Origin of the sequence: Guyparkeria hydrothermalis (genome assembly GCF_023555385.1) — a bacterium.
GTDB lineage: Bacteria > Pseudomonadota > Gammaproteobacteria > Halothiobacillales > Halothiobacillaceae > Guyparkeria > Guyparkeria hydrothermalis_A.
In genome coordinates this window covers 467,695-492,889 of sequence record NZ_JAJSED010000001.1, presented here as the reverse complement: position 1 = coordinate 492,889, position 25,195 = coordinate 467,695, and the positions used below count along the sequence as shown (strand labels likewise).

The window sequence follows — 25,195 nt, the reverse complement described above, 5'->3', positions numbered from 1 at the left end:
CAGCCCGGCGTCAATCGGGTTGCCCCGATGGCGACGCATCATCCGGCACGTCGCCTAAAAAATCGACCCCCATCTTACCGGGGTCACCACTGAACGTTACTCGCCACGTCTGAAGGCAGGACCGCGAGCAACCAGCCGGCCACGACCTTGAAGTGCGGGATGAGAGCCGAAGCCTCCCACCACGACTCCTGCGGCAGCGCGGTAAATCCCGCCAGAAGCAGCAGGCCTGCCACGATCAGCACGCCCCGCAACAGGCCGAACACCATACCAACCGAGCGATCGGTCCCCGACAGGCCGGTGGTCTCCACCAGCTTCGACACCGCCCAGTTAATGATCCCGCCGAGAATCAGGACGATGACGAACAGCGCCACGAAGGCGATTGCCACTCGCGCCGAGGGAATGTCGACCGCTTCCGGCACCAGTACGGCGGCCGCCTGGGAAAAGCCCAGGGCAATGCCGAATGCCGCCAGCCAGGTGACCAGGGAGATTACTTCCTTGATGAAACCGCGCACCAGCGCGATCGCAGTCGATATCAGGACGATTGCCAGCAGGATCCAATCCACCAGCGTCATGCTGCTCTCCCCGTCGCTTCCGCTCTGCGCAACCGAGCGACCCGGTCACGTGTCATTTGGTCATCACCAGGCCGTCACGACCGATGCGCTGCCGCAAACGCTCTGTCGCCTCGCTCGCCTGCTCGCGAGTCGCGTACGGCCCGACGCGCACCCGCCAGACCGTCCCCTGCTCCGAGAACAGCGGCGTGACAAACACGTCGAATCCGGATGACTTCACCGACTCGGCCAGCGCCCGGGCGTTGCGCTCATCGGAGAAACTGCCCAGCTGCACGACGAACTCCCCATCAGTCGCGCTTTCCGGGAGCGCGGCCGCATCGCCCGAGTCCTCCTCGGCACCCTTGTCAGCAGTCTCGCTCGTCTTGTCATCAGGCTGCTTCTGGGATGCGTCGCTGGAATCCTTCTCGGGTTGTTCTTTTTCCTTGGGCTCGTCAGCTGCTGCCGATTCGCTCGACGGAGCATCCTCGTCGGACGCGTCGCCGCTCTCCTGCGTCGATGTCTCGACGGTCGACGGCTCGACCGTTTTCTCTTTTGGCGGTGCGACGGTTTCCTGCCTCATCGCTTCGCCGTCGTCGCCGGAGCGCGCCTCGATGGGAGTCTGGTCCGGAAAGAGGGATTGTGGCGGGTCCTCGAGTGGCTCACCGCTATCACCCGGCGGCTGGGGAATATCCACCTTCTCGGCGCCTTCCACCTCGGGCTTCTCGGGCACGGACTGGACCCGCAGGCTATCGATGCCGCTGCCGTCCAGCCATAGCGGCAGCAGGAGCACCGCCAGGGCGACTACGACCGATGCGCCAACCAACCGTTGACGAAAGCGCGATTCGGTCCAGTTTGATTCGGTTTGCTCTGCCACGGCACCCCCTTGTCGAGTCGGCCAGGACGTCGATTCAGACGTCCGCTATCTCTTGCCCGGTCAGACGGCCCCGTAACGGGCCAACCACGTGAAAGGAGCCGAACACCACGAGTTCATCTCCCTCCCCGGCCGTCGCCAGCGCGGCATTATACGCACCGAACAGGTCGGCTTCACGCGTCACTGCGTCAACGCCGATGTCGGCCAGGGCCGATTCGATCCGACCGATGTCCGCGGCCCTCGGTTCCGCCAGCGGCGCAACCCACCACGCATCGATCACCTCCGCCATCGGTCTGACCACCGCCTCGATCGGTTTGTCCGCCAAAGCGGAAAAAACGGCGAGTCGACGTCCCCGGACAGGCTTCGAGGCGAGCGACTCCGCGAGAGCGGTCGCTGCCTCAGCATTATGGGCCACATCGAACCAGACCACCCGGTCTCGATCATGGCCACGCTCCAGACGACCGGCCAATCGCACCGTGGACAGCCCCGCTTGGATCGCGGAATCCGGCACTGCAAGCGGGCTCGCGGGATGTTGCAGCAACGCAACGACCCCGGCAGCATTTCGGCACTGGTGCCGCCCGAACAGCGCCGGAACCGGCAACGGGGAGGAACGCTCCCTGGTGACCAATTCCCACGCCTCGGCGGTCGGCGACACACCCCGGCGGCGCAATTCGTAGTCTCGGCCAAAGCACCACAACTCGGCACCGAGGCGATCCGCGATCTTGGCTACCGAATCGACCGCGTCCGGGTCGGCGTAGACGGCCACCTGCCCCGGTCGAAGAATGCCGGCCTTCTCCCGCCCGATGACCTCGCGACTGTCACCGAGCCAGGCCTGGTGGTCGAGCCCGATCGGCGTGATCAAGGCCAGGTCCGCATCCAGGGCGTTGACCGCGTCGAGCCGACCTCCCAGGCCGACTTCCAGTACCCAGACATCGACCCCGGCCTGCTCGAAGACCAGAAACGCCGCCAGGGTGAGCCATTCGAAATACGTCAGCGCGTCACTGTCCGGGTGGGAGTCGATGCGCTCGAACGCTTCAACCAACGCCGCCTCATCGACCTGTTCGCCGTCAATCAGAAACCGTTCACGGACATCTTCCAGATGCGGCGACGTATAGCTGCCGACCCGGTAGCCGGCCGCCCGGCAGATCGCCGACGCCATCATCACGCTCGAGCCCTTGCCGTTGGTGCCAGCGACACTGATCACGCAGGCGGAGGGCTTGCCGCCAAGCAGGTCGTGAGCGAGACGACGCGTGCGCTCGACCCCCGGTTCGATCCGGTTCGGATCCCGAGCCAGCAGTTCGTCCAGCCAGCGTGAGACTGGCTTGCTCAACGCGTCCTCGGCGACAAACCGCCAGCCGGGAAAGGAGAGAAGATTTCCCGCATCACGAAGCGGCTTTTGCGTCCGCCTTAGGTAGGTCCTTCTTCTGCAGGTTGGCAACCAGCAGTGCGATCGTCTCCGGCAACTCGCCACGCGAGACGATCATGTCGATCGCCCCATGCTCGAGCAGGAATTCGCTGCGCTGGAAGCCCTCTGGCAGGGTTTCCCGCACGGTCTGCTCGATGACGCGCGGCCCGGCAAAACCGATCAGGGCATTGGGCTCGGCGATCTGCACGTCTCCCAGCATCGCCAGTGACGCGGACACACCGCCCATGGTCGGGTCAGTGAGCACGACAATGAACGGGAGCCGCTTGTTCGACAGGCGCGTCAACGCCGCGGACGTCTTGGCCATCTGCATCAGGGAAAACAGCGCTTCCTGCATGCGCGCCCCGCCGGAAGCGGTGAAGCAGACCAGCGCGCATCGGTTCTGAATCGCCGCTTCCACCGCGCGTACGAACTTCTCGCCGACGACCGAGCCCATCGAGCCACCCATGAACGCAAAGTTGAAGGCCGCCGTGATCACCGGCACGCCGTCGACCTGACCGCGCATGACCACCAGGGCATCCTTCTCGCCGGTCTTCTTCTGGCTGACGTTGATGCGGTCTCGATACTTCTTCTGGTCGCGGAACTTGAGCATGTCGACCGGCGCGATATCGGTAAACAGCTCCTCACGCCCGCGCTCGTCGAGGAATGCGTCCAGCCGCTCCCGCACACCGATACGCATGTGGTGGCCGCACTTGGGGCAGACCTCCAGATTGCGCCGCAGCTCCTCGCGGTAAAGAACCGCGTCGCAACCCGGGCATTTCACCCAAAGCCCTTCCGGCACACCGCGTTTGCCGGTGCTCTCGGTTCGGATACGTGATGGAATCAGCTTGTCGAGCCAGCTCATGATCCAGTCTCCCAGGATGTATCTGCCGCCGACCAGGTCGCGGCGCTTTGTCCGTTAGCGTGTCGTTCGCTATCCGCGTGCGGCTTCGATTGCCTGACGCATACCAGCGACGAAGTCCTTTACCTCGTCGAGCACCGAGCCATTCACGCCCCCTGCGGCCTCGGCCCGTTCGTGAATCAGCCTGACGATGGCGCTGCCCACGATGACGGCATCGGCGGCAGCGCCGACCCGGCCGGCCGTATCGGCATCGCGAATTCCGAAACCGACCCCTACAGGCAACTCGCAGGTCTCGCGAATGCGGCCGAGCTGATCACCCAGCGCGTCCGTATCGAGATTCGCCGCACCGGTGACGCCCTTCAACGAGACGTAATAGACGAAACCCGAGCCCTTGGCCGCTACGGCCCGCGTGCGCTCTCCCGTGGTAGTGGGGGCGAGAAGGAAGATGCAGTCCAGTCCGGGCGCGCCAAGTGCCCCGGCCAGCTCGTCCGCCTCTTCGGGCGGCAGGTCGACGGTGAGCACACCATCCACCCCGACCTCCGCGGCCCGCTCGGCAAAGCGCGCCACGCCCATGGCCTCGATCGGGTTCTGATAGCCCATCAGGATCACGGGCGTCTCGGCGTCCTTGCGACGGAATTCGGCAACCAGGTCGAGCACGCCGCGCAGGCCCAGCCCGGATCGCAGCGCACGCTCATGTGCGGCCTGGATAACCGGGCCGTCGGCCATCGGGTCGGAGAATGGCACGCCGATCTCGATCGCATCGGCACCGCCCTCGACCAGCGCATGCATCAGGTCGAGAGTGGCTTCGGCGCTCGGATCGCCAGCGGTGATGTAAGGAATCAGTGCGGCACGGTTTTCGGCGGAAAGCCGCTGAAAAAGCGGCGCCAGGCGGCTGCCGGTCTGCTGACTGGTGTCGCTCACAGTTCGATCCCCTCGAGTCGTGCCACGGTGTTGATGTCCTTGTCGCCCCGACCGGACAGGTTGACCAGGATGCGCTGGCCACCACGCGCCTCGGCGAGCAGGCGCGCATGGGCGACCGCGTGGGAGGATTCCAGCGCCGGAATGATGCCCTCGCAGCGCATCATGTCGTGGAACGCTTCCATCGCCTGTTCGTCGGTGATTGCCGCGTACTGCACGCGACCGATGTCCTTGAGCCAGGCGTGCTCCGGTCCCACGCCCGGATAGTCGAGCCCGGCGGAAATCGAGTGCGTGCCAATGATCTGGCCGTTCTCGTCTTCCATCAGGTAAGTGCGGTTGCCGTGCAGCACGCCCGGGCGCCCGGCCGTCAGCGGCGCGGCGTGGCGGCCAGTCTCGACGCCCTCGCCGCCGGCCTCCGAGCCGTGCAGCTCGACCGACTCGTCGGCGAGAAACTCGTGGAAGATGCCGATGGCGTTCGAGCCGCCACCGACGCAGGCGACCACCTGATCGGGCAACTCGCCGGTCTTCTCCAGCATCTGCTCGCGCGCCTCGCGTCCGATCACGGACTGGAAGTCGCGCACCATCTGCGGGTACGGATGCGGCCCGGCGACGGTGCCGATGATGTAGAAGGTGTCGTCAACGTTGGTGACCCAATCGCGCATTGCCTCGTTGAGCGCGTCCTTCAGGGTCCGGGTGCCGGAATCCACCGGCACCACCTTCGCCCCGAGCAATCGCATGCGAAACACATTGGGCGCCTGGCGCTGGATATCGTCGGCGCCCATGTAGACGACGCATTCGATGCCCAGCCGCGCGGCGACGGTCGCGGTGGCCACGCCGTGCTGACCGGCACCGGTCTCGGCGATGATGCGTGTCTTGCCCATGCGCTTGGCGAGCAACGCCTGGCCAAGTGCGTTGTTGATCTTGTGCGCGCCGGTGTGGTTCAGGTCCTCACGCTTGAGCCAGATCTCGGCACCGTAAAGCTCGGAGAGTCGCTTGGCGTGGTACAGCGCGGTCGGACGACCGACGTAGTCGCGCAGGTCGGTCTCGAATTCCTCGAGGAACCCGGGGTCGTTGCGGTACTTGGCGTAGGCGGCGGTCAGCTCCTCGATCGGCGCCATCAGGGTCTCGGCCACATAGCGGCCGCCGTAATCCCCGAAACGACCGCGCACGTCCGGGAAGCTCCCGTAATCGACCGGTGCGTCAGTCACCCTGTTGTTGGTCTCGGGCATGCCCTACCCCTCGAATGAATGCATTGATTTTGTCCGCCGACTTGATGCCGGGCGCTTCCTCGACGCCGCTGGACACGTCCACGGCATACGGCGCCAGACTGGCGACGGCATCGGCGATGTTTTCCGGCGACAGTCCACCGGCCAGAATCCACGGCCGACGGCCCGGACCCGCCTCGCGCGGCCAGCGGCTCCAGTCGAACGTGTGGCCCGTCCCGCCGAGCCCGCTCAACGCATGGCTGTCGAGCAGAAAGCCGCGGGCGGTGTAATGATCTTTCAGCACGCTCTCGCGTGCGGCTTCGTCGAGGTCCGCACTGATGGCCTTGATGTACGGCCGGCCAAACTGCCGGCAGAACCGACCGCTTTCGCTGCCATGAAACTGCAGCAGGTCCGGTCCGACCTGATCGACCACCATCTCGACCCAGTCGACGGATGGGTCCGAGAACAGCGCCACGGTCTGGACGAAGGCCGGCACCCGCCCCACCAGCTCCCTGGCCGTCTCGACCTTGATCGAGCGGCGACTGGCAGGCACGAAGACAAAGCCGAGCGCATCGGCGCCGGCGGCCACGGCGGCCTGGATGTCGGTCAAGCGGGTGATGCCGCAAATCTTGACCCGGGTACGGCTGGTGTCCACCTGGGTGACGGCCCTCGCGGTATTGGGAATCGGGCGGGGAATACTAGCAGGATTCGCCGTTGGCCTCGAATGGCAGCGGCTCAGTCGACCTGCTCGAACATGGGCCGGCGCGGCTCGGTCGGCAGATCGAATTCGGCCGAATATTCCACGCCGGTGAGGTAAAGCCCGTCGGCGGGCGCGGTAATACCGGCTGCCTCGCGATCCCGTTCGCCCAGCGCCTCGACTATCCAGTCGACCGGCCGTTCTCCCGTACCAACTGCGAACAGGCTGCCCACGATATTGCGCACCATGTGGTGCAGGAACGCGTTCGCGCGCACGTCGAAGAACAGGTAGTCGCCCTGGCGCGTGATGCGGATCATCTCCACGGTGCGCACCGGCGAGTGGGCCTGGCAATCCTTGCCGCGGAAACTGGAAAAGTCGTGTTCGCCCAGCAGTCGATCAGCGGCGGCCTGCATGCGCCCTTCGTCCAGCGGGCGGTACCACCAGCTAAGCCGCCCCGCTGCGATTGCCGGGCGGGTCGAGCGATTGATCAGGCAGTAACGGTATTCGCGGGCAGTCGCCGAAAAGCGGGCGTGGAAGGTGTCGTCGACCTCGCGCACCCACAGCACCGTGATGTCGCGCGGCAAGTGCTGCATCGTACCCATCTGCCAGCCATAGAGCGGCCGGTCCACCGTCACATCGGCATGCACCACCTGATTCGTCGCGTGCACACCACGGTCGGTCCGCCCGGCGCACACCACCTCGACCGGCGCATCCGCCACCCGACTGATGGCTTTCTCCAGACGAGCCTGGACCGAGTCACAGTGCGACTGACGCTGCCAGCCGTGGTAGCGCCCGCCGTCGTATTCGATGCCCATGGCCAGCCGCATGCCGTGCCCTCCCCAATCAAACGAGGCGCGATGATAACGCGTCCGCCCGATCCAGGGCCGCCGACACAGGCAAACGAAGTACCGATTCAGCGCGTCACATGCATAAGTTTTTCACCATGCACTGATACTCGAACATGGCCACAAAGCGCATGCTAGTCTCCTTTTCGGTAGCCAAGGACAAAACAATATTGGAAACATCGGCAACGGGTCCGTTTTCCATATATTAGCGTTTTCTGATATTGTGCCGGGCATCACCGCTCGGCTCCCAAAAGGAGCCGGAGCCTGGCCCGCCCACCAGGCGGGCGACCACCGCAGACACCCGAGGAAGGACACGCAGCATGGTGCGCAACCAGCAGACTGGCGGGCAGACGACTTCTCACCTCAGTGGACCGTGCGCTTCGCGCGCTCGACAACGGATGCCGGGACTTGTCCGCGCGCCACTCGCCGCGGCACTGGCAGCTATCTTGGCCGCCCCCTTGTCGGGCTGGGCCGCCGCCGGCCAGCAGCCCACCTTCACTGCCGCCCCGTCGAGCGCGGCAACGAACACGAACGCGACGAGCGGACAAACGGTCGCCCTCACCTTTTCCGAGGCGATCGAGCGCACCCTGAGTCAGAACGCCGCGATGGACCTCTCTCAGGCCCGCATCGCCGAGGCACGTGCGGCAATCGAACAAGCCAACGGCAACCTGTTGCCGACGCTCGACCTCTCGTTCGGCGTGATGGCCTCGAACAATCCGCTTAACGTCTTCGGCATGAAGCTCCAGCAGGAGCAGGCCAGTTTCAACGATTTCGGTGCCGGTGAGTTCTTCGAGGCAGCCGGTCCTAACTTCGGCAACCTGCCGACGGCCTTGGAAACCGAGCCGGATAATCTCAACGACCCGGGCTGGCACCGGAATGTCCAGACCTCGCTGAAGCTGTCGATCCCGATCTACAACGGCGGCAAGATCCGCGAGATGCGTACACAGGCCCAGGCGCTGCTGCAGGCTGCACAGGCCGGCGACGAGGCGGCACGCCAACAACTGGTGCTGCATACCATCGAGGCCTATGCAGGCATCAACACCGCCGAGGCCTTCGTCAAGGTTGCGCGCCAGGCGCACGAAGCCGCCGGTTCCTACCGTGACCTGTCGCAGAAGCTCTACGACGAGGGCGTGGTTACCAAGGCAGATCTGCTGAAGGCGAAGGTCAACCTCGGCGAACGGGAACTGGATCTGGAAAACGCCCGCAACCAGGCGGAAAACGCGTCCGACGGCCTCAAGGTTCTCGCCGGCATCGATACGGCACGCCCCGTCGACCTCTCCGAGACGATCGATGTGGCACTGCCGAACACCGATCTGAGCGAGGCGCGCCAGCGAGCGCTGGCAAACAACCCACGCATCAAGGCGTTGCGCGGTCAGGTCGACGCGGCGCGTGCCGAGGTGGATGTCGCCCGCGCGGATTACAAGCCGCATTTCAACCTGATGGCCCAGCAGGACTTCAACAGCGAGTCCGTGGCACTGGACAACGAGAGCTATACCGTCGGCGGCCAGCTCACCTGGCGAATCTTCGACTTCGGCGCCCGCTCGGGCAAGGTCGATCGCGCCCAGGCCAAGGTCAACGCCAGCCTCGCCGAACGCCAGCAGGCACTCGACAAGCTCGTCAGCCAGGTGGGCAAGGTCTGGCGTGAGGCCAACATGGCCGAAAAACGCGTCGAGGTCCGCCAACTGGCCATCGACCAGAGCGAGGAAGCCGTCCGACTCGAGACTCTGCGCTACCAGCAGGGCCTGGCCACGATGACCGAACTTCTGGCCGCGCAGACCGAACTCGACAACGCCCGGGCCGAACTCATCCGCGCACATTTCCAACGCACCATGCAACGTGCCGCACTCTGGTTGGCACTGGGCGAACTGGCGCCGGAGCGCGTGGCGACCGAAAACGGCAACGGCATTCGTGACGCGCTGGCGCACAACGACGCCTGATCACGCCAGCGCTCCTGTATCTCAACCGTCTTATCGCGATCCGTACTGAGCGAGAACCCCTGATCATGAATCACGCGACTCATTCGTTCCTCACGTCCGCCTCTGCCCGCCGGCTGGCCGGCTCTCTCCTCGTCGCCCTCGCGTCCCTCGGCCTGGCCGGCTGTGGCGGCGACGAAGGTGAGAAACACGCTGCGGCTGGCGCCGAAACCACGATTCAGGGCGACTGGATCACCGTCGATGCCAGCAAGGTCGACGACACCGCCCTGTTCCCCGGCACAGTCATGGCCAGCGACCGCTCGCCCATCGCCTCCCGGATGATGGGTTACGTGCGGGAGATCAACGTGCGCGAGGGGGAAACGGTCGATAAGGATCAGGTCCTGCTCACCATCGACCAGAGCGACGTCACCAGCCAAATCCGCCAGGCCGAGGCTGCCCTGGCCAAGGCGCGCTCGGGGCTCGCCAATGCGCGCAGCAACTACGAGCGTTTCAAGCGGCTTTACGAAGAGAACGCCGTACCCAAGCAGCAGTTCGAACAGATGCGAACGGCCTACGAAGTGGCACAGGGCGATTACCGTGCCGCCCAGGCAGCCGTCGAACAGGCAGAGTCCCAGGTCAGCTACGCCCAGATTCGCGCACCGTTCGCCGGCACCATCGTCCAGCGCATGGCCGATCCCGGCCAGCTGGCCACGCCCGGCCAGCCTCTGCTGATGCTGATGGGCAGCGGTGACCGCGAGATCCAGGTCGAGGTGGACGACCAAGCCTTCGCCAAGCTCGACGAAGGCGATCGTATCGAGGTGGGTTACCGGAGCACCGATGGCACCGCGGCCAGCTTCGACGGCGAAGTGCTCCGGCTGGTTGGTGCCGCCGACCCGATCACGCGCACCCACACGGTCAAGATCAGCGTTCCCGCCGACGTGCCGCTCTCGCCGGGCAACTACGTCACCGTCAACGTCGTGCTCGACCAGAAGCCGGCCATCACCGTCCCCGCGAGCGCCCTTCACGACCGTGCCGGCATGCAGGGCGTGTTCGTGCTCGATGACGACGACCGCGCCCGCTTCCGTCTGGTCCGCATCGGCCAGCAACGCGGTGACGAGGTAGTCGTGCTCGCCGGGCTGCGTGATGGCGACCGCGTGGTCGTGCGCGCGGCCGACCATCTCTCCAACGGTGTGAAGGTGACCCGCAACGCGAACAGCAAGGGTGGCGCTGACTCATGAGCCAGTCGACGAATCCGAAGCAGCCGAAGCTGAACCTCGCCGGGAAGCTTGCCAGCGGCTTCCTGTATTCGAAGATCACGGCGCTGATCATGATCGCCATCACCCTGTTCGGGCTGATGGCGGTGCTGATCACGCCGCGCCTGTATAACCCCGAGATCGTCGTTCCGGGTGCGCAGATATTCGTGCAGCGCCCGGGCAACTCCGCCCCCCAGATACACGATCAGGTGGTCAAACCGCTTGAGGCGCTCATGGCACGCCTCAAGGGGGTTGATCACACCTACGGCGTGGCCATGGACGACATGGGCGTCGTCACGGTCCAGTTCGAGGTCGGCAGCGACGAGGAATCGAGCCTGCTGCTCCTCTACAACGAGATCTCCCGCAACATCGACCGGCTGCCACCCAACACTCGGATGCCGCTGGTCAAGAGCATCGGCATCACCGACGTGCCCATCATGGGTATCACCCTGAGCTCGAAAGAGCTCGACAGCACGCAGCTGCGCGAGGTAGGCCAGCGGCTGCTCGAGCAGCTGCAGAACGTGCCCAACGTCGGGGCAAGCGATGTGATCGGCGGCCATCGCCGGGTGCTTTCGGTCAACGTCGACCCGCAGCGCCTGGCTGCCACAGGCGTCTCCATGACCCAGCTCAGCGAGATGCTCAAGGGCGCCAATGTCGTGCTGCCGGGCGGCACCATCACCCACGACAACCGCGAATTCCGCCTGCGCACCGACGCGGCGTTCGAGGGCCCCAAGGATCTGAAAAACCTGGTGATCGGCCAGCATGACAAGCGACCGATCTACCTCAGCCAGGTCGCCGAGATCGGCTACGCACCGGAGGAGAACGACCAGTTCACCTCGCACGCCTTCGGTCCGGCGAACCACCAGGGCGAAGCCGCCGGCGACCCCACCGCCTCGGTCACGGTCACCATCGGCAAGCGCGCAGGGGCAAACGCGGTCACCGTGGCCGGTGCCGTCAAGGACAAGCTCAAGGTGGTCCAGGACGAGCTGCTCCCCGAGCAGGTCGACATGACCATCACCCGCGACTATGGCGACCGCGCCGACGACGCCGTCAACACGCTGATCGAGCACCTCGGCGTGGCCGTGCTGGTGGTGCTGATCATCCTGTTCTTCTTCCTCGGCTGGCGCGAGGCCCTGATCGTCACCCTGACCGTGCCGCTTACGCTGTTCGTGGTCCTTGGCGTGGGCTGGATCTTCGGCCAGACGATCAACCGTATTTCGCTGTTCGGCCTGATCCTGTCTCTCGGCCTGCTGGTGGATGCCGCGATCGTGGTGATCGAGAACATCCACCGCCACCTTCACGAGGGCAAGGAACCGTCGTTCGCCGACCTGCTCGTCCGGGCCACCAACGAGGTGGGCAATCCCACCAACATCGCCACGCTGGCTGTCATCCTCGCCTTCGTGCCGATGGCGTTCGTCTCCGGGATGATGGGGCCGTTCATGCTGCCGATCCCAATCAACGTCTCGGTGGCCATGATCGCCTCGCTGGTGCTGGCCTACATCATCGTGCCGTGGACGGCCTATCGCTGGCTCAGCACGAAGGCGCGCAAGGCGCTGGCCACGCGCGAGACCCTCGAAGGCGACCCGCACCACGAGGACTGGCTGATGCGCAACTACAAGCGCGTCGCCAAGCCGCTGCTGGGCTCGCGCGGCTTCTCGCTGGCCTTCCTCCTGTTCGTGCTCGGCCTGATGATCGCCTCGATGCTGATGCCGGCCTGGCAATTCATCCGCGACTCCGGGATGAACGGCCCGCTCTCCCCGGCCGGCGTCAGCCTCAAGATGCTACCCGAGGGCAACGTGAACACCTTTCTCCTGGAGGTGAACACCCCGGAAGGCACGGCCGCCGAGCGCACTGCGCTGGTCGCCGACGCCGTCGGCCAGGTCGTCTCGCAGAACCAGTACGTCACCGACTATCAGACCTACGTCGGCCGTACCGGCCCGCTGACCTTCGCCGGCATGGTACGTGGCGACATGATGCGCCAGGCACCCAACATGGCGCAGATCCGGGTCAACATCGTCGACCGGCACCACCGACCGGTGACCAGCGAGGTCGCCACCGAGATGTGGCAGCAGCTCGAGCCGGTGCGCGAGCAGTACGCCAGCGCCGGCATCAAGCTGTTCCTCACCCCGCCGGGTCCGCCGGTGCAGGCACAGGTGCTCGCCCGCATCCACGGCCCGGACTACGAGACGCTGCGCGAGATCGCCACCAAGGTGCGCGCACGCTTCGAGGACGTCTACGGCATGATCAACATCGATGATTCGATCACGGCCGACGCCCCGGAATACCGCATCGACGTCAACCAGACCAAGGCACTGCAATCCGGTGTCGCCCCGGCGCAAATCGCCAAGGTCGTGCACGAGTACGTCAGCGGGCAGACTCTGGGTACGGTGCACGGCACCAACTCCTCCGAGCCGGTGAACATCGTCCTCAAGCTCGACCAGGCCAATCGCGCCTGGATTCGGCAGATTCGCGATCTCACTGTCACCAACCAGCAGGGAACGGCGGTCAAGATCGGCGATCTGGTCGAAATCGAACAGGGAATCGCCACCAAGCCGATCATGGACCGCGACCAGCACCCGATGGTGATGGTCCAGGGCGACCTGCTTGGCTCCAGCCCGGTCTACGCCACGCTGACACTCAACAAGTGGCTCGACGAGATGCAACTGGGCGAGAACGTCACCATCACCACCGGCAACCTCGGCTTTGTCGACACCCAGCCGGACGACCTGGAGGGCTACCAGCTACTGTGGGGCGGTGACATGCGCCTGACGCTGGACGTGTTCCGCGATCTGGGGGCCGCGTTCATCGTCGCCCTGGTGTTCATCTACCTGCTGCTGGTGGCCTACTACCAGTCGTTCATGCTGCCGGTGATCGTGATGGGCGCGATTCCGCTCACGCTGGTGGGCATCTTCCCGGGCCACTGGATTTTCGACATGCCTTTCAACGCCACCTCGATGATCGGCTTCATCGCGCTGGCGGGCATCGTGGTGCGCAACTCGCTGCTGCTGATCGACTTCATCCTCGATTACCGCCATCAGGGCTACGGCCTGAAGGAATCGGTGCTCGAGGCCGGCGCAGTGCGCTTCCGCCCGATCCTGCTGACCGCGCTGGCCATCATGTTCGGCTCGGCGATCATGATCACCGACCCAGTCTTCGGCGGGCTGGCTGTCTCGCTGATCTTCGGCACGTTCGCCTCGACGATGCTCACGCTGCTGGTGATCCCGATCATGTACTACTTCTGGCAGCTCGATCAGCAGATCAAGGCCGATAAGAAGGCCAAAAAGGCCAAGACCGCCTGACGGGATCTTTGACGCCGAAACGTACCGCGACCCGCCGAAACGGCCGGTCGCGGTTTTTTTTGTCTACCCTTTGCCTCCCTCCAGTTTTTTCAGCGACGGACCCATGGCTGAACATCCCCTGACACCCCGACATGCCGATCTCTCGGAACGTGCTGTCGTCGACACAGACGCCCTGCCCTGGGTGCAATCGCCGGAGCCGACCGTTCAACGCAAGCTGATCGAGCGCGAAGGTGGCGACGGTACCCGGGCGACCAGTCTGGTGCGTTTCACGCCCGGTGCCTCCTTTCCCGAGCACGTACACCACGGCGGCGAGGAGTTCCTCGTCCTCGAAGGTGCATTCTGTGACGAAACCGGCTGCTTTCCCGCCGGGCACTACGTGCGCAATCCGCCCGGCTCCCGGCACCGCCCCAGTGCGCCGGACGGCTGCGTGATCCTAGTCAAGCTGCACCACCTCGACCCGCGCGAGACGGAACAGATCCTCGTCGACACCCGCAAAGAGCCCTGGCAGCCAGGGCTGGTCGACGGACTCGAGGTCATGCCGTTGGGCGGTTTCGAGGGAGAGCACACGGCGCTGGTCCGCTGGGCGCCAGGCACACGGTTCAAGGCGCACCGACACTTCGGTGGCGAGGAGATCTTCGTCCTTGAGGGAACCTTCGCGGACGAATACGGGGAATATCCCGCCGGCACCTGGCTACGCAACCCGCACTGGAGCCGGCACGCGCCCTACTCGGACAGCGGCTGCACCATCTGGGTCAAGACCGGCCACCTGCCGATACCGGACGACTGGTACCGGCAGGACTGACGGGACCGTTCAGCCTCCGCCCGCTTCGCCCCCGGCGGCGGCCAAGGCACGACCCTGGCGGGTCAATGCGCGCATGAAGTCCGCCACCAGCTCCTGTGCACCGGCGGCATAATGCGGCGCGTCATTGCGATCGATGTCGACCGCCTGGTCGAACTGCAGCGTCTCAATCAACTTGCGATTCTCCCCGCGGTACCAGCTGCAGGCCGCCTTCAATTGCACGCGACCATCGACGTACTCAACCTGGTGTTCGAGCTGCTGCACTTCGCAATACAGCGCCAAGTCGGTCGATACGCGTCCACCACCCCGCATCACGTTACGCACCCAGGGCTGGGCCGACAGGGTCTCGTCGATGATCTCGTCAAGCATTACTGCCGGCGAGGCGATCCAGCGATTGTCCCGGTAATACGCGAGCGACTGGGGCGTACGGCTGTAGGCCATGTCGCGGCGGTCGATGGCGCTGTTTGCCCGCGGCTCGATCAGACGAAGCACCACCGGGGCCCCGTCAAAATCGCCCTTTTCTTCCAGAGACGGCGCTACCAGTCGCCAGTGATCCGGTTCGCCGGCCGGTTTCGGCAAGATCGAGCAACCGGCCAGCGCCGTGGCCAGCATGACAGCCATGAAACCCAACAGACCTCGCCCTTTCGAAGGGATGAAAAACCCCATAAAAACCGTATGTTGAGGGATATTATTCATGTTTTTCACCATCACTGTGCAGCCTCTCCGGGGCCGGCCGGACGCTGGTCCCCACCGATCAGCGCCCGAGACGGATTCGCGTCAAGCGTTGAGGTGAATGCGGACAACCGTCTCGAAAGCTCACGCAGGTCGCGGATCAGCAAGCTCATGTCAGGCAGGGTCTGACGCGATATCTCGCGGGCAGCCTGCTCGCCGGCCTGACTGAAGCCGACGGTGGCATCGGCAGCCGTCGATACGCGAGCGGCGGTGGATTCGAAGCTATCCATCGCGCTGGATACCTTGCCGACGGCCTCATCAACCGACGATAGCGTCGATTCTGCGTGCCCCATCAGCCGGTCGCCCTTGGCGGTCAGGCTGGCCGTGTTCTCCACCGTCTCGGCGGCATCCTGCAGCAGCGAGCGCATCTGGTCCCGCTCGGAGGCGAGCGCGCCGGTGATCTGGTCAAGCTGATGCACCGTCCGCTCGATCGCGTCGAGGTTTTCCTCGCGCAGGAGCCGATCGAGACGTTCGCTCACCGCCACCATGCGCACCATCGTGTCGTTTATGCCGCCTTCGAGCTTGGAAAACAGCGACGGTTCGTAGGGAATCACCGGGCAGCACTCACCGGGCGCTGGAGCCAAGGGCTTGCCGGACCCGCCGCCCTTCAGGTTCAGCACGCTCAACCCCGTCACGCCCTGGGGTTGCAGTTGGGCGCGGATATCGGCGCGAATGGGCACCGTGTGGTCGATCAGCAGTCGAATCCGGATGCTGTCCGGGTTTTCGCGGTCGATGCGGATACTGTCGACGTAGCCCACATCCACGCCGTGGTAGTACACGCGACTGTCGGAGTTGAGCCCCGAGACGCTGTCCGTGGCGAATACCAGATAGGGATTGTACTGGCGATTGGTGCCACCGCTGTGAAGCCACCAGCCAGTGACCATGGAGGCGATCAGCAGCAGGATGACGAACAACCCGACGATGCTGTAATTAACCTTCGATTCCATGCCGGTGTCTCACTCCTCCGGAGGCAGGCTTGTATGGAGTTTCGCATACTCCGCCGAACGCGACCCGCGAAAGTAGGCCACGAGCTCGGGCTCATCGCGCTGCGCCAATTCTGCTGCCGGCCCGATCGCCAGAACGCGCTTCCTGGCCAGAAACGCGACCTGATCCGAGCCACGCCAGATCGAATCGAGATCATGGGTGGCCTGAATCACGGTCAGGCCGAGCGAGTCGGTCAGGTCACGGATCAGTGCGTCGAAGCTGGCCGCCGAAATCGGATCGAGCCCGGACGTCGGCTCGTCCAGGATCAACAGACCGGGATCAAGCGCGAGCGCCCGCGCCAGGGCGGCACGCTTGACCATGCCCCCCGACAACTCCGCCGGGTATTTGCGGGCACTGTCCGCCGGGAGTCCGGCCAACAGCACCTTGCTCATCGCCAACTCCTTGAGCCAGGAACCGCCGATCTCCGTGTGCTCACGCAGCGGCAGCATCACGTTCTCCAACACCGTCAACGCGGTAAACAACGCCCCGCCCTGGAACAGCAGCCCGATCCGGCGGCGCAAGGCCAGACGGGCGGATTCGCCGCTTTGGGCGGCATCCACACCGAACAGTTCCACCGAGCCGGCATCCGGTTCGTGCAGCATCGCGAGCGTACGCAACAACACCGTCTTGCCGCTGCCCGAACCACCCACCAACGCCGTGATCCGCCCGGCAGGCAATGCGAGCTCGAGTCCGTCATGCACGCATTCGCTGCCGAAGCAATTGCGAATGCCGTCCAGCCGCGCCGTGATCTCGTGCGTCGAGCCGCTCATCTCAATACCCCAGCAAGTTGAACAGGACTGAGAACACGGCGTCGATCACGATCACCAGGAAGGTCGCCTGTACGACGCTGACCGTGGTGGCGCGGCCAACGGCCAGGGCGCTGCCAGCCACCCGCATGCCCTGCATGCAGCCGATCAGGGCGATGACGACGGCGAAAACCGGCATCTTGACCAGGCCGAGCATTAGGGTGGTGAGATTCACCACTTCCGGCAACCGATCGAAATACACGGCAAAGCTGACCTCGAAGCGGTATGCAGCGACCACGGCACCACCTAGCAACCCCATCAGATTCGCGAACACGGTGAGCAACGGCATGACCAGAATCAGCGCGATCACCTTGGGCAGGATCAGCATGTCGAACGGCGGGATGCCGATTGCGCGCAGGGCGTCAATCTCCTCGGTGATCCGCATGGTGCCAATCTGGGCGGTGTACGAGGAGCCGGTACGCCCGGCCACGATGATCGCGGTCAGCAACGGGCCCATCTCGCGCAGGGTGATGATCCCGACCAGGTTCACGATCAGTACGTTGGCACCGTAATCCTGCAGCGTCGCGCCCGCCTGGTAGGCCATTACCATGCCCACCAGAAAGGAAAGCAGGCCGACGATCCCCAGCGCACGCAGTCCGGCGGCCTCGATCTCGGCGATCACTTGGCGCCAGCGAATGCGCCACGGCAGAAGCAACAATCGCCCGCCCCGACTGACCAGTTCGCCGATGAACGCGAGAAACGCATTCGCCTCGATGAGCTTGCCGACGGTAGCGCGCCCCAGCCGGGCCAGCGGGCCTTCCCGCGAGGCGGCGGGCGGATGCATGTCCGGGAGCCGGGATTTGAGCAGGGAGATCAACCTGCGCTGGGAATCGGGCAGGCTTGCCACGTCGACGCTCCAGCCATCTTCTTCCCAGCGGGAAATGTACCGGGCGATGGCCAGCGCACCGGCACTGTCGAGCGCATCGGCGGCGCCGTCGAGCCGCAAGGAGCCGCTCCCCGCCCCCGGGTCCGGCGGGCGGGGCACCTTCTCGGCGAGTTGCGCGAGCACCCACGCGCCAGACAGCACCATGGTCACCTCCCCTGCGGAGTCGTCCAGCCGCAGGGAGGGCGGGGAAGTTCGCTGGTCGAATGCGTCGATCGTTTCGTTCCTCGCTGCTCTAGTCGACATCCAATTTCGTTCCGGGTCGCCACACGGCCCCAACCGTCACCCCGGGCAGACTGCTCCAAGCGTAGGATCATGAAGCGAGCGCGTCCACAGGCACCCTTGCCAATCTGCAGGCCAACTGGTGGAGCAATAGCCGATCATCGGCCACCCGGCCTGTTAGAATGCACGGCCATTTTCGACACGCCGTCCGGACAACCGGCCGACGGCGCCTATCGCGCAGGAGACCCCATGGAAAAACAACGCTTGCAGAAAGTTCTGGCGGCCATGGGACTCGGTTCGCGCCGCAAGATCGAGAACTGGATCGCCGAAGGCCGAGTCCGCGTCAACGGCACTCTCGCCACCCTCGGCGACCAGGCCGGACCGGGAGACACCATCGAGCTGGGAGACAAGCGCGTCCAGGTCCCCGACGTGCGTCCGGTCCGCCGCGTGCTGATCTATCACAAGCCCGAAGGCCAGATCACGGCCAACCATGACCCGGAGGGGCGCCCCACCGTCGCCGAAAACCTCCCGCCGATCCGTGAAGGACGCTGGATCACGGTGGGTCGACTCGACTTCAACACCAGTGGCCTGCTGCTCGTCACCAACGACGGTGAACTCGCCAACCGACTGATGCATCCGAGCTACGGCATCGAACGCACCTATGCCGTCCGGGTGCTTGGCGGCCTGGACGACGAACAGCAGAAACAGCTGGTCGAGGGCGTCACACTCGAAGACGGGGTCGCGCACTTCACCCGCCTCCATGACGCTGGCGGCCAGGGCGCGAACCACTGGTACCACGTCACTCTGCACGAGGGGCGTAACCGGGAAGTGCGCCGGATGATCGAGGCCGTCGGCGGCCAAGTCTCGCGACTGATACGGATCAGCTACGCGGGAGTGAACCTGCCCCCTCGCCTGCGTCCGGGCAAGGTGCAGGAAGTGGAGCCGGCAATCGAGGGCGCACTGGCCGAACTGGTGGGTCTCAAGGCCGAAACCCGGCACAAAACGCTCGGCCGACACGCGGCGCGCCGCGCCCACAAGCCCTTCAAGGCCGGGAAGTCCGTGCGCGAAGCGAAACGACCGGCGCGAAACCGAACCCAACGCGAAGAGCCCAAGGGGCACTCGCTCAAGCGCGAGACCACCGTCAAGCCGGCCCGCTCGCGCCGCAAGGCCGGCGCGGCTCCCAACCGGCGACGCGGCCCTCGCGGCTGATACCGATTGCGACGGGAACGGTTGAAGGCCGGACTCCCGCCAACAATACTGGGAAGACCATGCAAGAACACAGCTCGCTCACCAACCAACTCCTCATCGCCATGCCCAACCTGGAGGATCCCAACTTCAGCCGGAGCGTGACCTATATCTGCGAGGACAACGATGACGGCGTGATGGGCATCACCATCAACCGCCCGCTCGAACTCGATCTGGGCGACATCTTCGATCACATGCAGATCACCTGCACCGACTCGGACGTTCGCGCCCAGCCAGTCTTCATGGGCGGACCGATCGACCTGGAGCGTGGCTTCGTACTTCACGCCCCGCACGGCGGATGGGACTCGACGCTGGAAGTCACCGATCGCATTGGTCTGACGACCTCGAAGGATATCCTCCAGGCCCTGGCCGACGGCGCCGGCCCGCAAAACGTCATCGTCGCGCTGGGCTACTCCGGCTGGAGCCGTGAGCAGATGGATCAGGAGATGGCCGAGAACAGCTGGCTCAACGTCGAGGCAACCGAGGAAATCCTGTTCCAGCAGCCGGTCGACCAGCGCTGGACCACGGCCGCCGAACAGCTCGGCATCGACATCAACCTGCTCTCCGGCGAGGCCGGGCACGCCTGATGGCCGAGGCGACGCCCGGAACGCAGGCCCTGGGCTTCGATTACGGCGAATGGCGTATCGGCATCGCCGTTGGCGACCGGCGCATCGGCAACGGTCGCCCACTGACGACGCTGCACAATCGCAATGCCGACCAGATCGACTGGCAGGCGATCGAGGAGCTGATCGCGGAGTGGCAGCCGGATCTTTTGGTCATCGGCTGGCCGATCGATGATGCCGGGCGCTGCTACCCGCAGGCCGCCGCGATCCGGCGCTTTGGCAATCGACTGCGCGTACGCAGCGGTCTACCCGTGTACGTGGTCGACGAACGGCTGAGCTCCGAGCAGGCAGCCGAACGGCTCGGCCGACGGGCAATCGAGCGAGACCGGGGCCGTCTTGACGCGATGGCCGCCGCCATCATCCTCGACGGCTTCTTCACCCTCTCCGCCCCCCGCCCGATCGAGGACGTCTCCAAGGCCGAGGTCACCCAGAACCTCGTCGACACTCCCGCTGCCGCGCGAGATTGATACAATCCCTCGCCAATCACCTGACCGGGATGCTGCACCGATGACACCAACCGATCGCCTGCTGCCGGTGAACGAGGCCATCGACCGACTCGAGGCTCAGATCCGTGAGTCACGGCAACGTGGCGAATTCACCGATCCGCTGATCGTCGGCATCCACACCGGCGGTGTCTGGGTCGCCGACGCCCTGCACCGGGCTCTCGGCTGCACCGAACCGCTAGGCCGCCTTAACATCACGTTCTATCGTGATGATTTTCATACCCTCGGCCTGCATCCGCAGGTCAGCCCGTCGGACCTGTCGGTGGACGTGGACGGCCGCGATATCATTCTCGTTGACGACGTCCTGTTCACCGGTCGCACGGTGCGCGCCGCGATGAACGAGCTGTTCGATTACGGCCGGCCGCGCTGTATCGCGCTGGCCGTTCTCTACCAGCGCGACGGTCGCGAACTGCCGATATGCGCCGACTGGGCCGGCCAGGAAGTCGCGCTCGGCCCCGATGAACAGATTCACGTCGACGGGCCGGAGCCGATCACCGCCCGCCTCGTTTCTAGCAAGGAGAGCTGAGCGCCATGGCCGTGAACTTCGTCCGCCCCAAGATCCCGAAATTTGCGCCCGACCCCTGGGCGATCCAGTTCGACGAACAAGGCCATCTGCGCCACCTGCTTACCATCGAGGGCCTCGGCCCCCAGTGGATCACGCGCATCCTCGACACGGCCGAGGGCTTCGTCTCGGTCACCGACCGCGAGATCAAGAAGGTGCCGTTGCTGCGCGGGCGCACCGTGGTCAACCTGTTCTTCGAGTCCTCGACCCGGACCCGCACCACCTTCGAACTCGCCGCCAAGCGCCTCTCGGCCGACGTGCTCAACCTCAATCTCGCCACATCGGCCACCAAGAAGGGCGAAAGCCTGCTCGACACACTGCGCAACATCGAGGCCATGCAGGCGGACATGTTCGTCGTCCGCCACGAGCAGTCCGGTGCGGCACACTTCATCGCCCGCCACGTCGCTCCGCACGTCTCTGTGCTCAACGCCGGCGACGGCTGGCATTCGCACCCAACCCAAGCGCTGCTGGATGCGTTCACGATCCGTCGCCACAAAGGTGACTTCACCCCGCTGCGCGTCGCGATCGTCGGCGATATCCGGCACTCGCGCGTCGCCCGGTCGCAGATGCATGTGCTCAACTCGCTCAACGTCGGCGAACTGCGCGTGATCGCGCCGCGCACCCTGATACCCACCGATGTCGAAAAACTCGGCGTGCGCGTCTTCCACGACATGCGCGAGGGCCTGCGCGACGTCGATGTGATCATCATGCTGCGCCTGCAGCGCGAACGGATGGAATCGGGCCTGCTGCCCAGCGAAGAAGAGTTCTACCGCCTTTACGGCCTGACCGAGGAGAAGCTTGCCTGGGCCAAGGATGACGCGATCGTCATGCATCCGGGACCGGCGAACCGCGGCGTGGAGATCGAATCCTCGGTTGCCGACGGTCCGCAGTCGGTGATCCTCGAACAGGTATCCAACGGCATTGGTGTGCGCATGGCGGTGATGAGCCTGTGCATGAGCGCCAACCGGGGAGAGAACGCATGAAGGACGCACCGGAAAACCTCGGTCTGGACTACGATCCGGTCCGCCACCCGGAAGGCTGCCGGCCCGGCATCGATTGCGACCACTGGGTGATCCGCGGCGCGCGCCTGCGCGATCCGTCCAGCGAACTTGACCGCAACGACGACATCTACCTGTCCAACGGGCGCATCATCGCTATCGGCGAAGCACCGGGCGACTGGCCGGGCGACACTGCCGAACACCTCTGTGCCGAGGGCCACTGGCTGATCCCCGGCATCATCGACGGCTGGGCCCGACTGCGTGAGCCGGGTCTGGAGCACAAGGCCACCATAGCCACCGAGAGCGCAGCTGCTGTCGCCGGCGGCATCTCGACGCTGGTGATGCCCCCGGACACTACCCCGGTTCTGGATACCGTCGCCGTCGCGCGCTACATCAAGCGGCGCGCGCAACTGGCCGGTCGAGCGCGTGTAGTCGCCATCGGCGCGATGACCCAGCAGCTCGAGGGCGAACTGTTGGCCGAGATGGCGGCCCTCGACGAAGGCGGGTGCGTCGCGATCTCCAACGCGCACTACCCGTTCCATGACCTGCGGTTGATGCGCCGGGCACTCGAATATGCTGCCACCTTCAACCTGCAGGTGCTGCTCCAGCCGATCGACCCGTCACTGTCCGCCCGTGGCTGCGCCCACGACGGTGCAGTCGCCACACGACTCGGGCTGCCCGGCCTACCGGTTTCCGCAGAGACCGCTCCGCTGGCGCAACTGATCGCGATGATCAACGAGACCGGCGCGCGGGTGCATGTGCCCATGATTTCCTCGGCCGCTGCGCTCAAGCTGATCGAGCGGGCCAAGGCCGATGGGCTGCCGATCACGGCCGGCGTGTCCGCACATCAGCTCTGGCTGACCGAGATGGACACGGACGCGCTTGACCCCAACGCACACGTGATCCCGCCATTGCGAACCATGCGTGACCGCGACGCGCTGCGCCGCGGGCTAGCCGAGGGGCTGATCGACACGGTGGTCTCGGACCACCAGCCGCACGAGCCGGACGCCAAGCTCGCCCCCTTCCCGGAAACCGAACCGGGCATATCGGGGCTCGAGACGCTGCTACCGCTGGTATTGAAGCTTGTCGAAGAAGACGTGATCACTTTCGACCGCGCGATCGATGCGCTGGCGACGCGTCCGGCATCACTGTTCGGTCTGAGCGATGCCGGCTCGATCGCCGTTGGTCAACGGGCCGACCTGGCACTGATCGATCCGGACGCCATGTGGAGCCTCGACTCAACCGGCATGGCCAGCGCGGGTTCGAACACGCCCTTCGCTGGCTGGGATTTTGCCCACCGGGTCGAGGCAACCTGGGTCAACGGCCGACGGGTGTTCCTGCGCGAGGAATAATTCGCAGCGGCGTCAGCGCGTGCCCTGAAGGATTCGGCGAATGATTTCGCCGGCCACCATGTGGCCGAACAGGTTGGGCAGGTAGCTGATGGTGCCATTGATCGCGCGTGGCTGGCTGCCGTCCTCGGTCGGCTGATGCGGCGCGGGCTTGCGTGGCTGCTCGCTCGAGTAGACCACCGGAAAATCAACCGGCGCGCCCGCCTTCCTCAGCTTGCGACGCAACACCGCACCCAGACCGCAGCCGTGCACACGATCGAGCCGACCGACATGCATCTTGCGAGGGTCGATACGGTTGCCGGCACCAAGCGCGGTGAACGTGCCACGCCCCTGTTCACGGGCCACCGCCAGCAGGCGAGCCTTGACCGCAATCGAGTCGATACAGTCGGCCACGAAATCCGGCTGGTGCCGTTCCAGAAACCCGTCCACCCCCGAGACGTCGAGAAACTCGGGACTGGCGACCAGCTCGATGTCGTCACGGATCGAGGCAAGCCGCTCGACGGCCACCTCCGCCTTGCCACGCCCCAGTACGTCGCCGGTCGACAGCAGTTGGCGGTTGAGGTTCGAGGCGGCGAACGTGTCGTGATCAAGCAGGATCAGTCGCCCTACCCCGGCACGCGCCAGTGATTCGGCAGCCGCGCCGCCGACCCCGCCCAGCCCGGCCACCAGCACCGTGGCGTGTCTGAGCTGCTGGATGCCCTCTTCTCCGATGAGCAGTTCGGTGCGTTCGTCGACGGGATTGATGGCAGTCACGAGGGATCGGTCCTGTTGGATGAATGGTCAGCCGGCGGCATTGTAGCGAAGACGGCCCTTGAACAACCGCTCGACGTTGCGAGCAATTGCCTCGCGCAACTGACCCTCGTCAAGGCCGCGCAGGGACGCCAGGGCAGTCAGGTTCTCCGGCAGATAGCCGGGCCTGTTGCGCTCGCCGCGGTGGGCATGGCCAGGCTGGTTGGGGGCATCGGTCTCCAGCACCAGCGAGTCGAGCGGCAACTCGCGCATCATCCGATGCATGCGGTGAGCGCCGGGATGCGTGATCGCCCCGCCAACGCCGATGAAAAAGCCCTGCTCGATGAACTGCTCGGCCTGCTGCTGAGAGCCGGTGAAGCCATGCACCACGCCGCCGGCGTGACGGCGCCGCCGCAGCCAGTACAGCAGTCGGTCGGCGGACTTTTGTTCGTGGAGAATCACAGGCAGATCCCGCTCGGCCGCCCAGTCGAGCTGGGCGGTGAACAGCGCGTTCTGCTGTTCGGTTTCGATGTCATCACGGGCAAAGTCCAGCCCGACTTCACCCACCGCGACCGGCCGCTCGGCTCCCGCCCACTGCGCCTCGAGGCCGTCCACGGCCTCCGCCGGATCCACGCGGTTCGCCCACCAGGGGTGGGTGCCGAACGCCGCCCAGGCCGACAAACCAGCCCGCCTGGCCTGAGTTATTGCGCGGCACTGCGCTGAAAAGTCCATTGGCGAGACACCCACGGCCACGACACCGGCGACCCCCTGCTCGACGGCGTGCCGCATAACGGCCGGCAGATCGTCGGCAAAAGCGGCCGCGTCCAGGTGACAATGGGTGTCGATCAATTCCATGGCGTAGCCGGCCTCCTCAGTCGGTCAGTTCGCTATCAAGAATGCCGCTTCCCGGCCGATCATAATGGCTAAGCACGGTCGTTCCGACGACT

General features: G+C 65.2%; 24 protein-coding genes. 10 read left to right on the top strand and 14 right to left on the bottom strand.

What is annotated here, in order from left to right:
- Nucleotides 1-83 precede the first annotated feature (83 nt).
- The 8 genes from LV476_RS02360 to truA form a co-directional block, all read right to left on the bottom strand.
- On the bottom strand, nt 84-572 hold the full coding sequence (locus LV476_RS02360) for a CvpA family protein (RefSeq protein WP_250072892.1): 489 nt from the start codon (nt 570-572) through the stop codon (nt 84-86).
- Nucleotides 573-624: 52 nt separating this feature from the next.
- A complete protein-coding gene (locus LV476_RS11265) occupies nt 625-1,422 on the bottom strand; it encodes an SPOR domain-containing protein (protein ID WP_250072890.1) in 798 nt (265 codons plus the stop codon).
- A gap of 34 nt (nt 1,423-1,456) precedes the next feature.
- Nucleotides 1,457-2,749, bottom strand: a complete 1,293-nt coding sequence (locus LV476_RS02350; protein WP_250072889.1) for a bifunctional folylpolyglutamate synthase/dihydrofolate synthase — start codon at nt 2,747-2,749, stop codon at nt 1,457-1,459.
- Between the two features lie 52 nt (nt 2,750-2,801).
- Entirely contained in the window at nt 2,802-3,686 is an 885-nt protein-coding gene (gene accD, locus LV476_RS02345) for an acetyl-CoA carboxylase, carboxyltransferase subunit beta (protein ID WP_250072888.1), read from the bottom strand.
- Between the two features lie 69 nt (nt 3,687-3,755).
- A complete protein-coding gene (gene trpA, locus LV476_RS02340) occupies nt 3,756-4,604 on the bottom strand; it encodes a tryptophan synthase subunit alpha (protein ID WP_434062810.1) in 849 nt (282 codons plus the stop codon).
- Entirely contained in the window at nt 4,601-5,830 is a 1,230-nt protein-coding gene (gene trpB / locus LV476_RS02335; RefSeq protein ID WP_250072887.1) for a tryptophan synthase subunit beta, read from the bottom strand. The genes trpA and trpB overlap by 4 nt, the downstream gene beginning before the upstream one ends.
- Entirely contained in the window at nt 5,802-6,461 is a 660-nt protein-coding gene (locus LV476_RS02330; RefSeq protein WP_250072886.1) for a phosphoribosylanthranilate isomerase, read from the bottom strand. Before LV476_RS02330 ends, trpB begins: the two co-directional genes overlap by 29 nt.
- 80 nt (nt 6,462-6,541) lie before the next feature.
- Nucleotides 6,542-7,330 carry a tRNA pseudouridine(38-40) synthase TruA gene (gene truA / locus LV476_RS02325; RefSeq protein WP_250072885.1) on the bottom strand — a complete coding sequence of 263 codons (789 nt, stop codon included), beginning with the start codon at nt 7,328-7,330 and terminating at the stop codon, nt 6,542-6,544.
- Nucleotides 7,331-7,746: 416 nt separating this feature from the next.
- Here truA and LV476_RS02320 point away from each other — a divergent pair, with 416 nt between their 5' ends.
- The 4 genes from LV476_RS02320 (at nt 7,747) to LV476_RS02305 (ending at nt 14,615) form a co-directional block, all read left to right on the top strand.
- Nucleotides 7,747-9,285 carry a TolC family protein gene (locus LV476_RS02320; protein ID WP_250072884.1) on the top strand — a complete coding sequence of 513 codons (1,539 nt, stop codon included), beginning with the start codon at nt 7,747-7,749 and terminating at the stop codon, nt 9,283-9,285.
- Between the two features lie 65 nt (nt 9,286-9,350).
- Complete coding sequence (locus LV476_RS02315; protein WP_250072883.1) at nt 9,351-10,499, top strand: efflux RND transporter periplasmic adaptor subunit; 1,149 nt, start codon at nt 9,351-9,353, stop codon at nt 10,497-10,499.
- Nucleotides 10,496-13,813, top strand: coding sequence for an efflux RND transporter permease subunit (locus tag LV476_RS02310; RefSeq protein ID WP_250072881.1), 3,318 nt, complete (start codon nt 10,496-10,498; stop codon nt 13,811-13,813). Before LV476_RS02315 ends, LV476_RS02310 begins: the two co-directional genes overlap by 4 nt.
- A 103-nt stretch (nt 13,814-13,916) precedes the next feature.
- Nucleotides 13,917-14,615: a cupin domain-containing protein gene (locus tag LV476_RS02305; protein ID WP_250072879.1), complete on the top strand. Its 699-nt coding sequence runs from the start codon at nt 13,917-13,919 to the stop codon at nt 14,613-14,615.
- Nucleotides 14,616-14,624: 9 nt separating this feature from the next.
- On the opposite strand, the gene LV476_RS02300 is transcribed toward LV476_RS02305, so the two are convergent.
- From LV476_RS02300 to LV476_RS02285, 4 genes are read right to left on the bottom strand one after another with little or no spacing between them, the layout of a single operon-like run.
- The gene (locus tag LV476_RS02300; protein WP_250076213.1) at nt 14,625-15,320 is read right to left on the bottom strand and encodes an ABC-type transport auxiliary lipoprotein family protein; all 696 of its coding nucleotides are present in this window, start codon (nt 15,318-15,320) and stop codon (nt 14,625-14,627) included.
- Complete coding sequence (locus LV476_RS02295; protein ID WP_250072878.1) at nt 15,320-16,291, bottom strand: MlaD family protein; 972 nt, start codon at nt 16,289-16,291, stop codon at nt 15,320-15,322. Before LV476_RS02295 ends, LV476_RS02300 begins: the two co-directional genes overlap by 1 nt.
- Before the next feature lie 9 nt (nt 16,292-16,300).
- Nucleotides 16,301-17,098 (bottom strand): ABC transporter ATP-binding protein, encoded by a 798-nt coding sequence (locus tag LV476_RS02290; protein ID WP_250072877.1) that lies wholly within the window; start codon nt 17,096-17,098, stop codon nt 16,301-16,303.
- Nucleotide 17,099: 1 nt separating this feature from the next.
- The gene (locus tag LV476_RS02285) at nt 17,100-18,263 is read right to left on the bottom strand and encodes an MlaE family ABC transporter permease (protein WP_250072876.1); all 1,164 of its coding nucleotides are present in this window, start codon (nt 18,261-18,263) and stop codon (nt 17,100-17,102) included.
- 225 nt (nt 18,264-18,488) lie between these two features.
- On the opposite strand from LV476_RS02285, the gene rluB reads away from it, so the two are divergent.
- The 6 genes from rluB to LV476_RS02255 are packed head-to-tail and all read left to right on the top strand — an operon-like array spanning nt 18,489 to nt 23,522.
- Complete coding sequence (rluB, locus tag LV476_RS02280; protein WP_250072875.1) at nt 18,489-19,448, top strand: 23S rRNA pseudouridine(2605) synthase RluB; 960 nt, start codon at nt 18,489-18,491, stop codon at nt 19,446-19,448.
- 59 nt (nt 19,449-19,507) lie between these two features.
- Nucleotides 19,508-20,071, top strand: coding sequence for a YqgE/AlgH family protein (locus tag LV476_RS02275; protein WP_250072874.1), 564 nt, complete (start codon nt 19,508-19,510; stop codon nt 20,069-20,071).
- Nucleotides 20,071-20,574, top strand: coding sequence for a Holliday junction resolvase RuvX (gene ruvX, locus LV476_RS02270; protein WP_250072873.1), 504 nt, complete (start codon nt 20,071-20,073; stop codon nt 20,572-20,574). Before LV476_RS02275 ends, ruvX begins: the two co-directional genes overlap by 1 nt.
- Before the next feature lie 40 nt (nt 20,575-20,614).
- Nucleotides 20,615-21,136: a bifunctional pyr operon transcriptional regulator/uracil phosphoribosyltransferase PyrR gene (gene pyrR / locus LV476_RS02265; protein WP_250072872.1), complete on the top strand. Its 522-nt coding sequence runs from the start codon at nt 20,615-20,617 to the stop codon at nt 21,134-21,136.
- A gap of 5 nt (nt 21,137-21,141) precedes the next feature.
- A complete protein-coding gene (locus LV476_RS02260) occupies nt 21,142-22,155 on the top strand; it encodes an aspartate carbamoyltransferase catalytic subunit (protein WP_250072871.1) in 1,014 nt (337 codons plus the stop codon).
- Nucleotides 22,152-23,522 carry a dihydroorotase gene (locus LV476_RS02255; protein ID WP_250072870.1) on the top strand — a complete coding sequence of 457 codons (1,371 nt, stop codon included), beginning with the start codon at nt 22,152-22,154 and terminating at the stop codon, nt 23,520-23,522. Before LV476_RS02260 ends, LV476_RS02255 begins: the two co-directional genes overlap by 4 nt.
- 12 nt (nt 23,523-23,534) lie before the next feature.
- Here the strand turns inward: LV476_RS02255 and LV476_RS02250 are convergent, their stop codons facing one another.
- Both LV476_RS02250 and LV476_RS02245 read right to left on the bottom strand, forming a co-directional pair.
- Nucleotides 23,535-24,272: a tRNA threonylcarbamoyladenosine dehydratase gene (locus tag LV476_RS02250; protein WP_250072869.1), complete on the bottom strand. Its 738-nt coding sequence runs from the start codon at nt 24,270-24,272 to the stop codon at nt 23,535-23,537.
- Between the two features lie 27 nt (nt 24,273-24,299).
- Complete coding sequence (locus LV476_RS02245; protein ID WP_250072860.1) at nt 24,300-25,103, bottom strand: TatD family hydrolase; 804 nt, start codon at nt 25,101-25,103, stop codon at nt 24,300-24,302.
- Nucleotides 25,104-25,195: the final 92 nt, after the last annotated feature.

Bases quoted from the DNA above. Each gene is read 5' to 3' on its own strand.
- LV476_RS02360 (WP_250072892.1), bottom strand. From the start codon at position 572: ATGACGCTGGTGGATTGGATCCTGCTGGCAATCGTCCTGATATCGACT.
- accD (WP_250072888.1), bottom strand. From the start codon at position 3,686: ATGAGCTGGCTCGACAAGCTGATTCCATCACGTATCCGAACCGAGAGC.
- trpB (WP_250072887.1), bottom strand. From the start codon at position 5,830: ATGCCCGAGACCAACAACAGGGTGACTGACGCACCGGTCGATTACGGG.
- truA (WP_250072885.1), bottom strand. From the start codon at position 7,330: ATGCGGCTGGCCATGGGCATCGAATACGACGGCGGGCGCTACCACGGC.
- LV476_RS02320 (WP_250072884.1), top strand. From the start codon at position 7,747: ATGCCGGGACTTGTCCGCGCGCCACTCGCCGCGGCACTGGCAGCTATC.
- LV476_RS02315 (WP_250072883.1), top strand. From the start codon at position 9,351: ATGAATCACGCGACTCATTCGTTCCTCACGTCCGCCTCTGCCCGCCGG.
- LV476_RS02310 (WP_250072881.1), top strand. From the start codon at position 10,496: ATGAGCCAGTCGACGAATCCGAAGCAGCCGAAGCTGAACCTCGCCGGG.
- LV476_RS02305 (WP_250072879.1), top strand. From the start codon at position 13,917: ATGGCTGAACATCCCCTGACACCCCGACATGCCGATCTCTCGGAACGT.
- LV476_RS02300 (WP_250076213.1), bottom strand. From the start codon at position 15,320: ATGGTGAAAAACATGAATAATATCCCTCAACATACGGTTTTTATGGGG.
- LV476_RS02295 (WP_250072878.1), bottom strand. From the start codon at position 16,291: ATGGAATCGAAGGTTAATTACAGCATCGTCGGGTTGTTCGTCATCCTG.
- LV476_RS02290 (WP_250072877.1), bottom strand. From the start codon at position 17,098: ATGAGCGGCTCGACGCACGAGATCACGGCGCGGCTGGACGGCATTCGC.
- LV476_RS02285 (WP_250072876.1), bottom strand. From the start codon at position 18,263: ATGTCGACTAGAGCAGCGAGGAACGAAACGATCGACGCATTCGACCAG.
- rluB (WP_250072875.1), top strand. From the start codon at position 18,489: ATGGAAAAACAACGCTTGCAGAAAGTTCTGGCGGCCATGGGACTCGGT.
- LV476_RS02275 (WP_250072874.1), top strand. From the start codon at position 19,508: ATGCAAGAACACAGCTCGCTCACCAACCAACTCCTCATCGCCATGCCC.
- ruvX (WP_250072873.1), top strand. From the start codon at position 20,071: ATGGCCGAGGCGACGCCCGGAACGCAGGCCCTGGGCTTCGATTACGGC.
- pyrR (WP_250072872.1), top strand. From the start codon at position 20,615: ATGACACCAACCGATCGCCTGCTGCCGGTGAACGAGGCCATCGACCGA.
- LV476_RS02260 (WP_250072871.1), top strand. From the start codon at position 21,142: ATGGCCGTGAACTTCGTCCGCCCCAAGATCCCGAAATTTGCGCCCGAC.
- LV476_RS02255 (WP_250072870.1), top strand. From the start codon at position 22,152: ATGAAGGACGCACCGGAAAACCTCGGTCTGGACTACGATCCGGTCCGC.
- LV476_RS02245 (WP_250072860.1), bottom strand. From the start codon at position 25,103: ATGGAATTGATCGACACCCATTGTCACCTGGACGCGGCCGCTTTTGCC.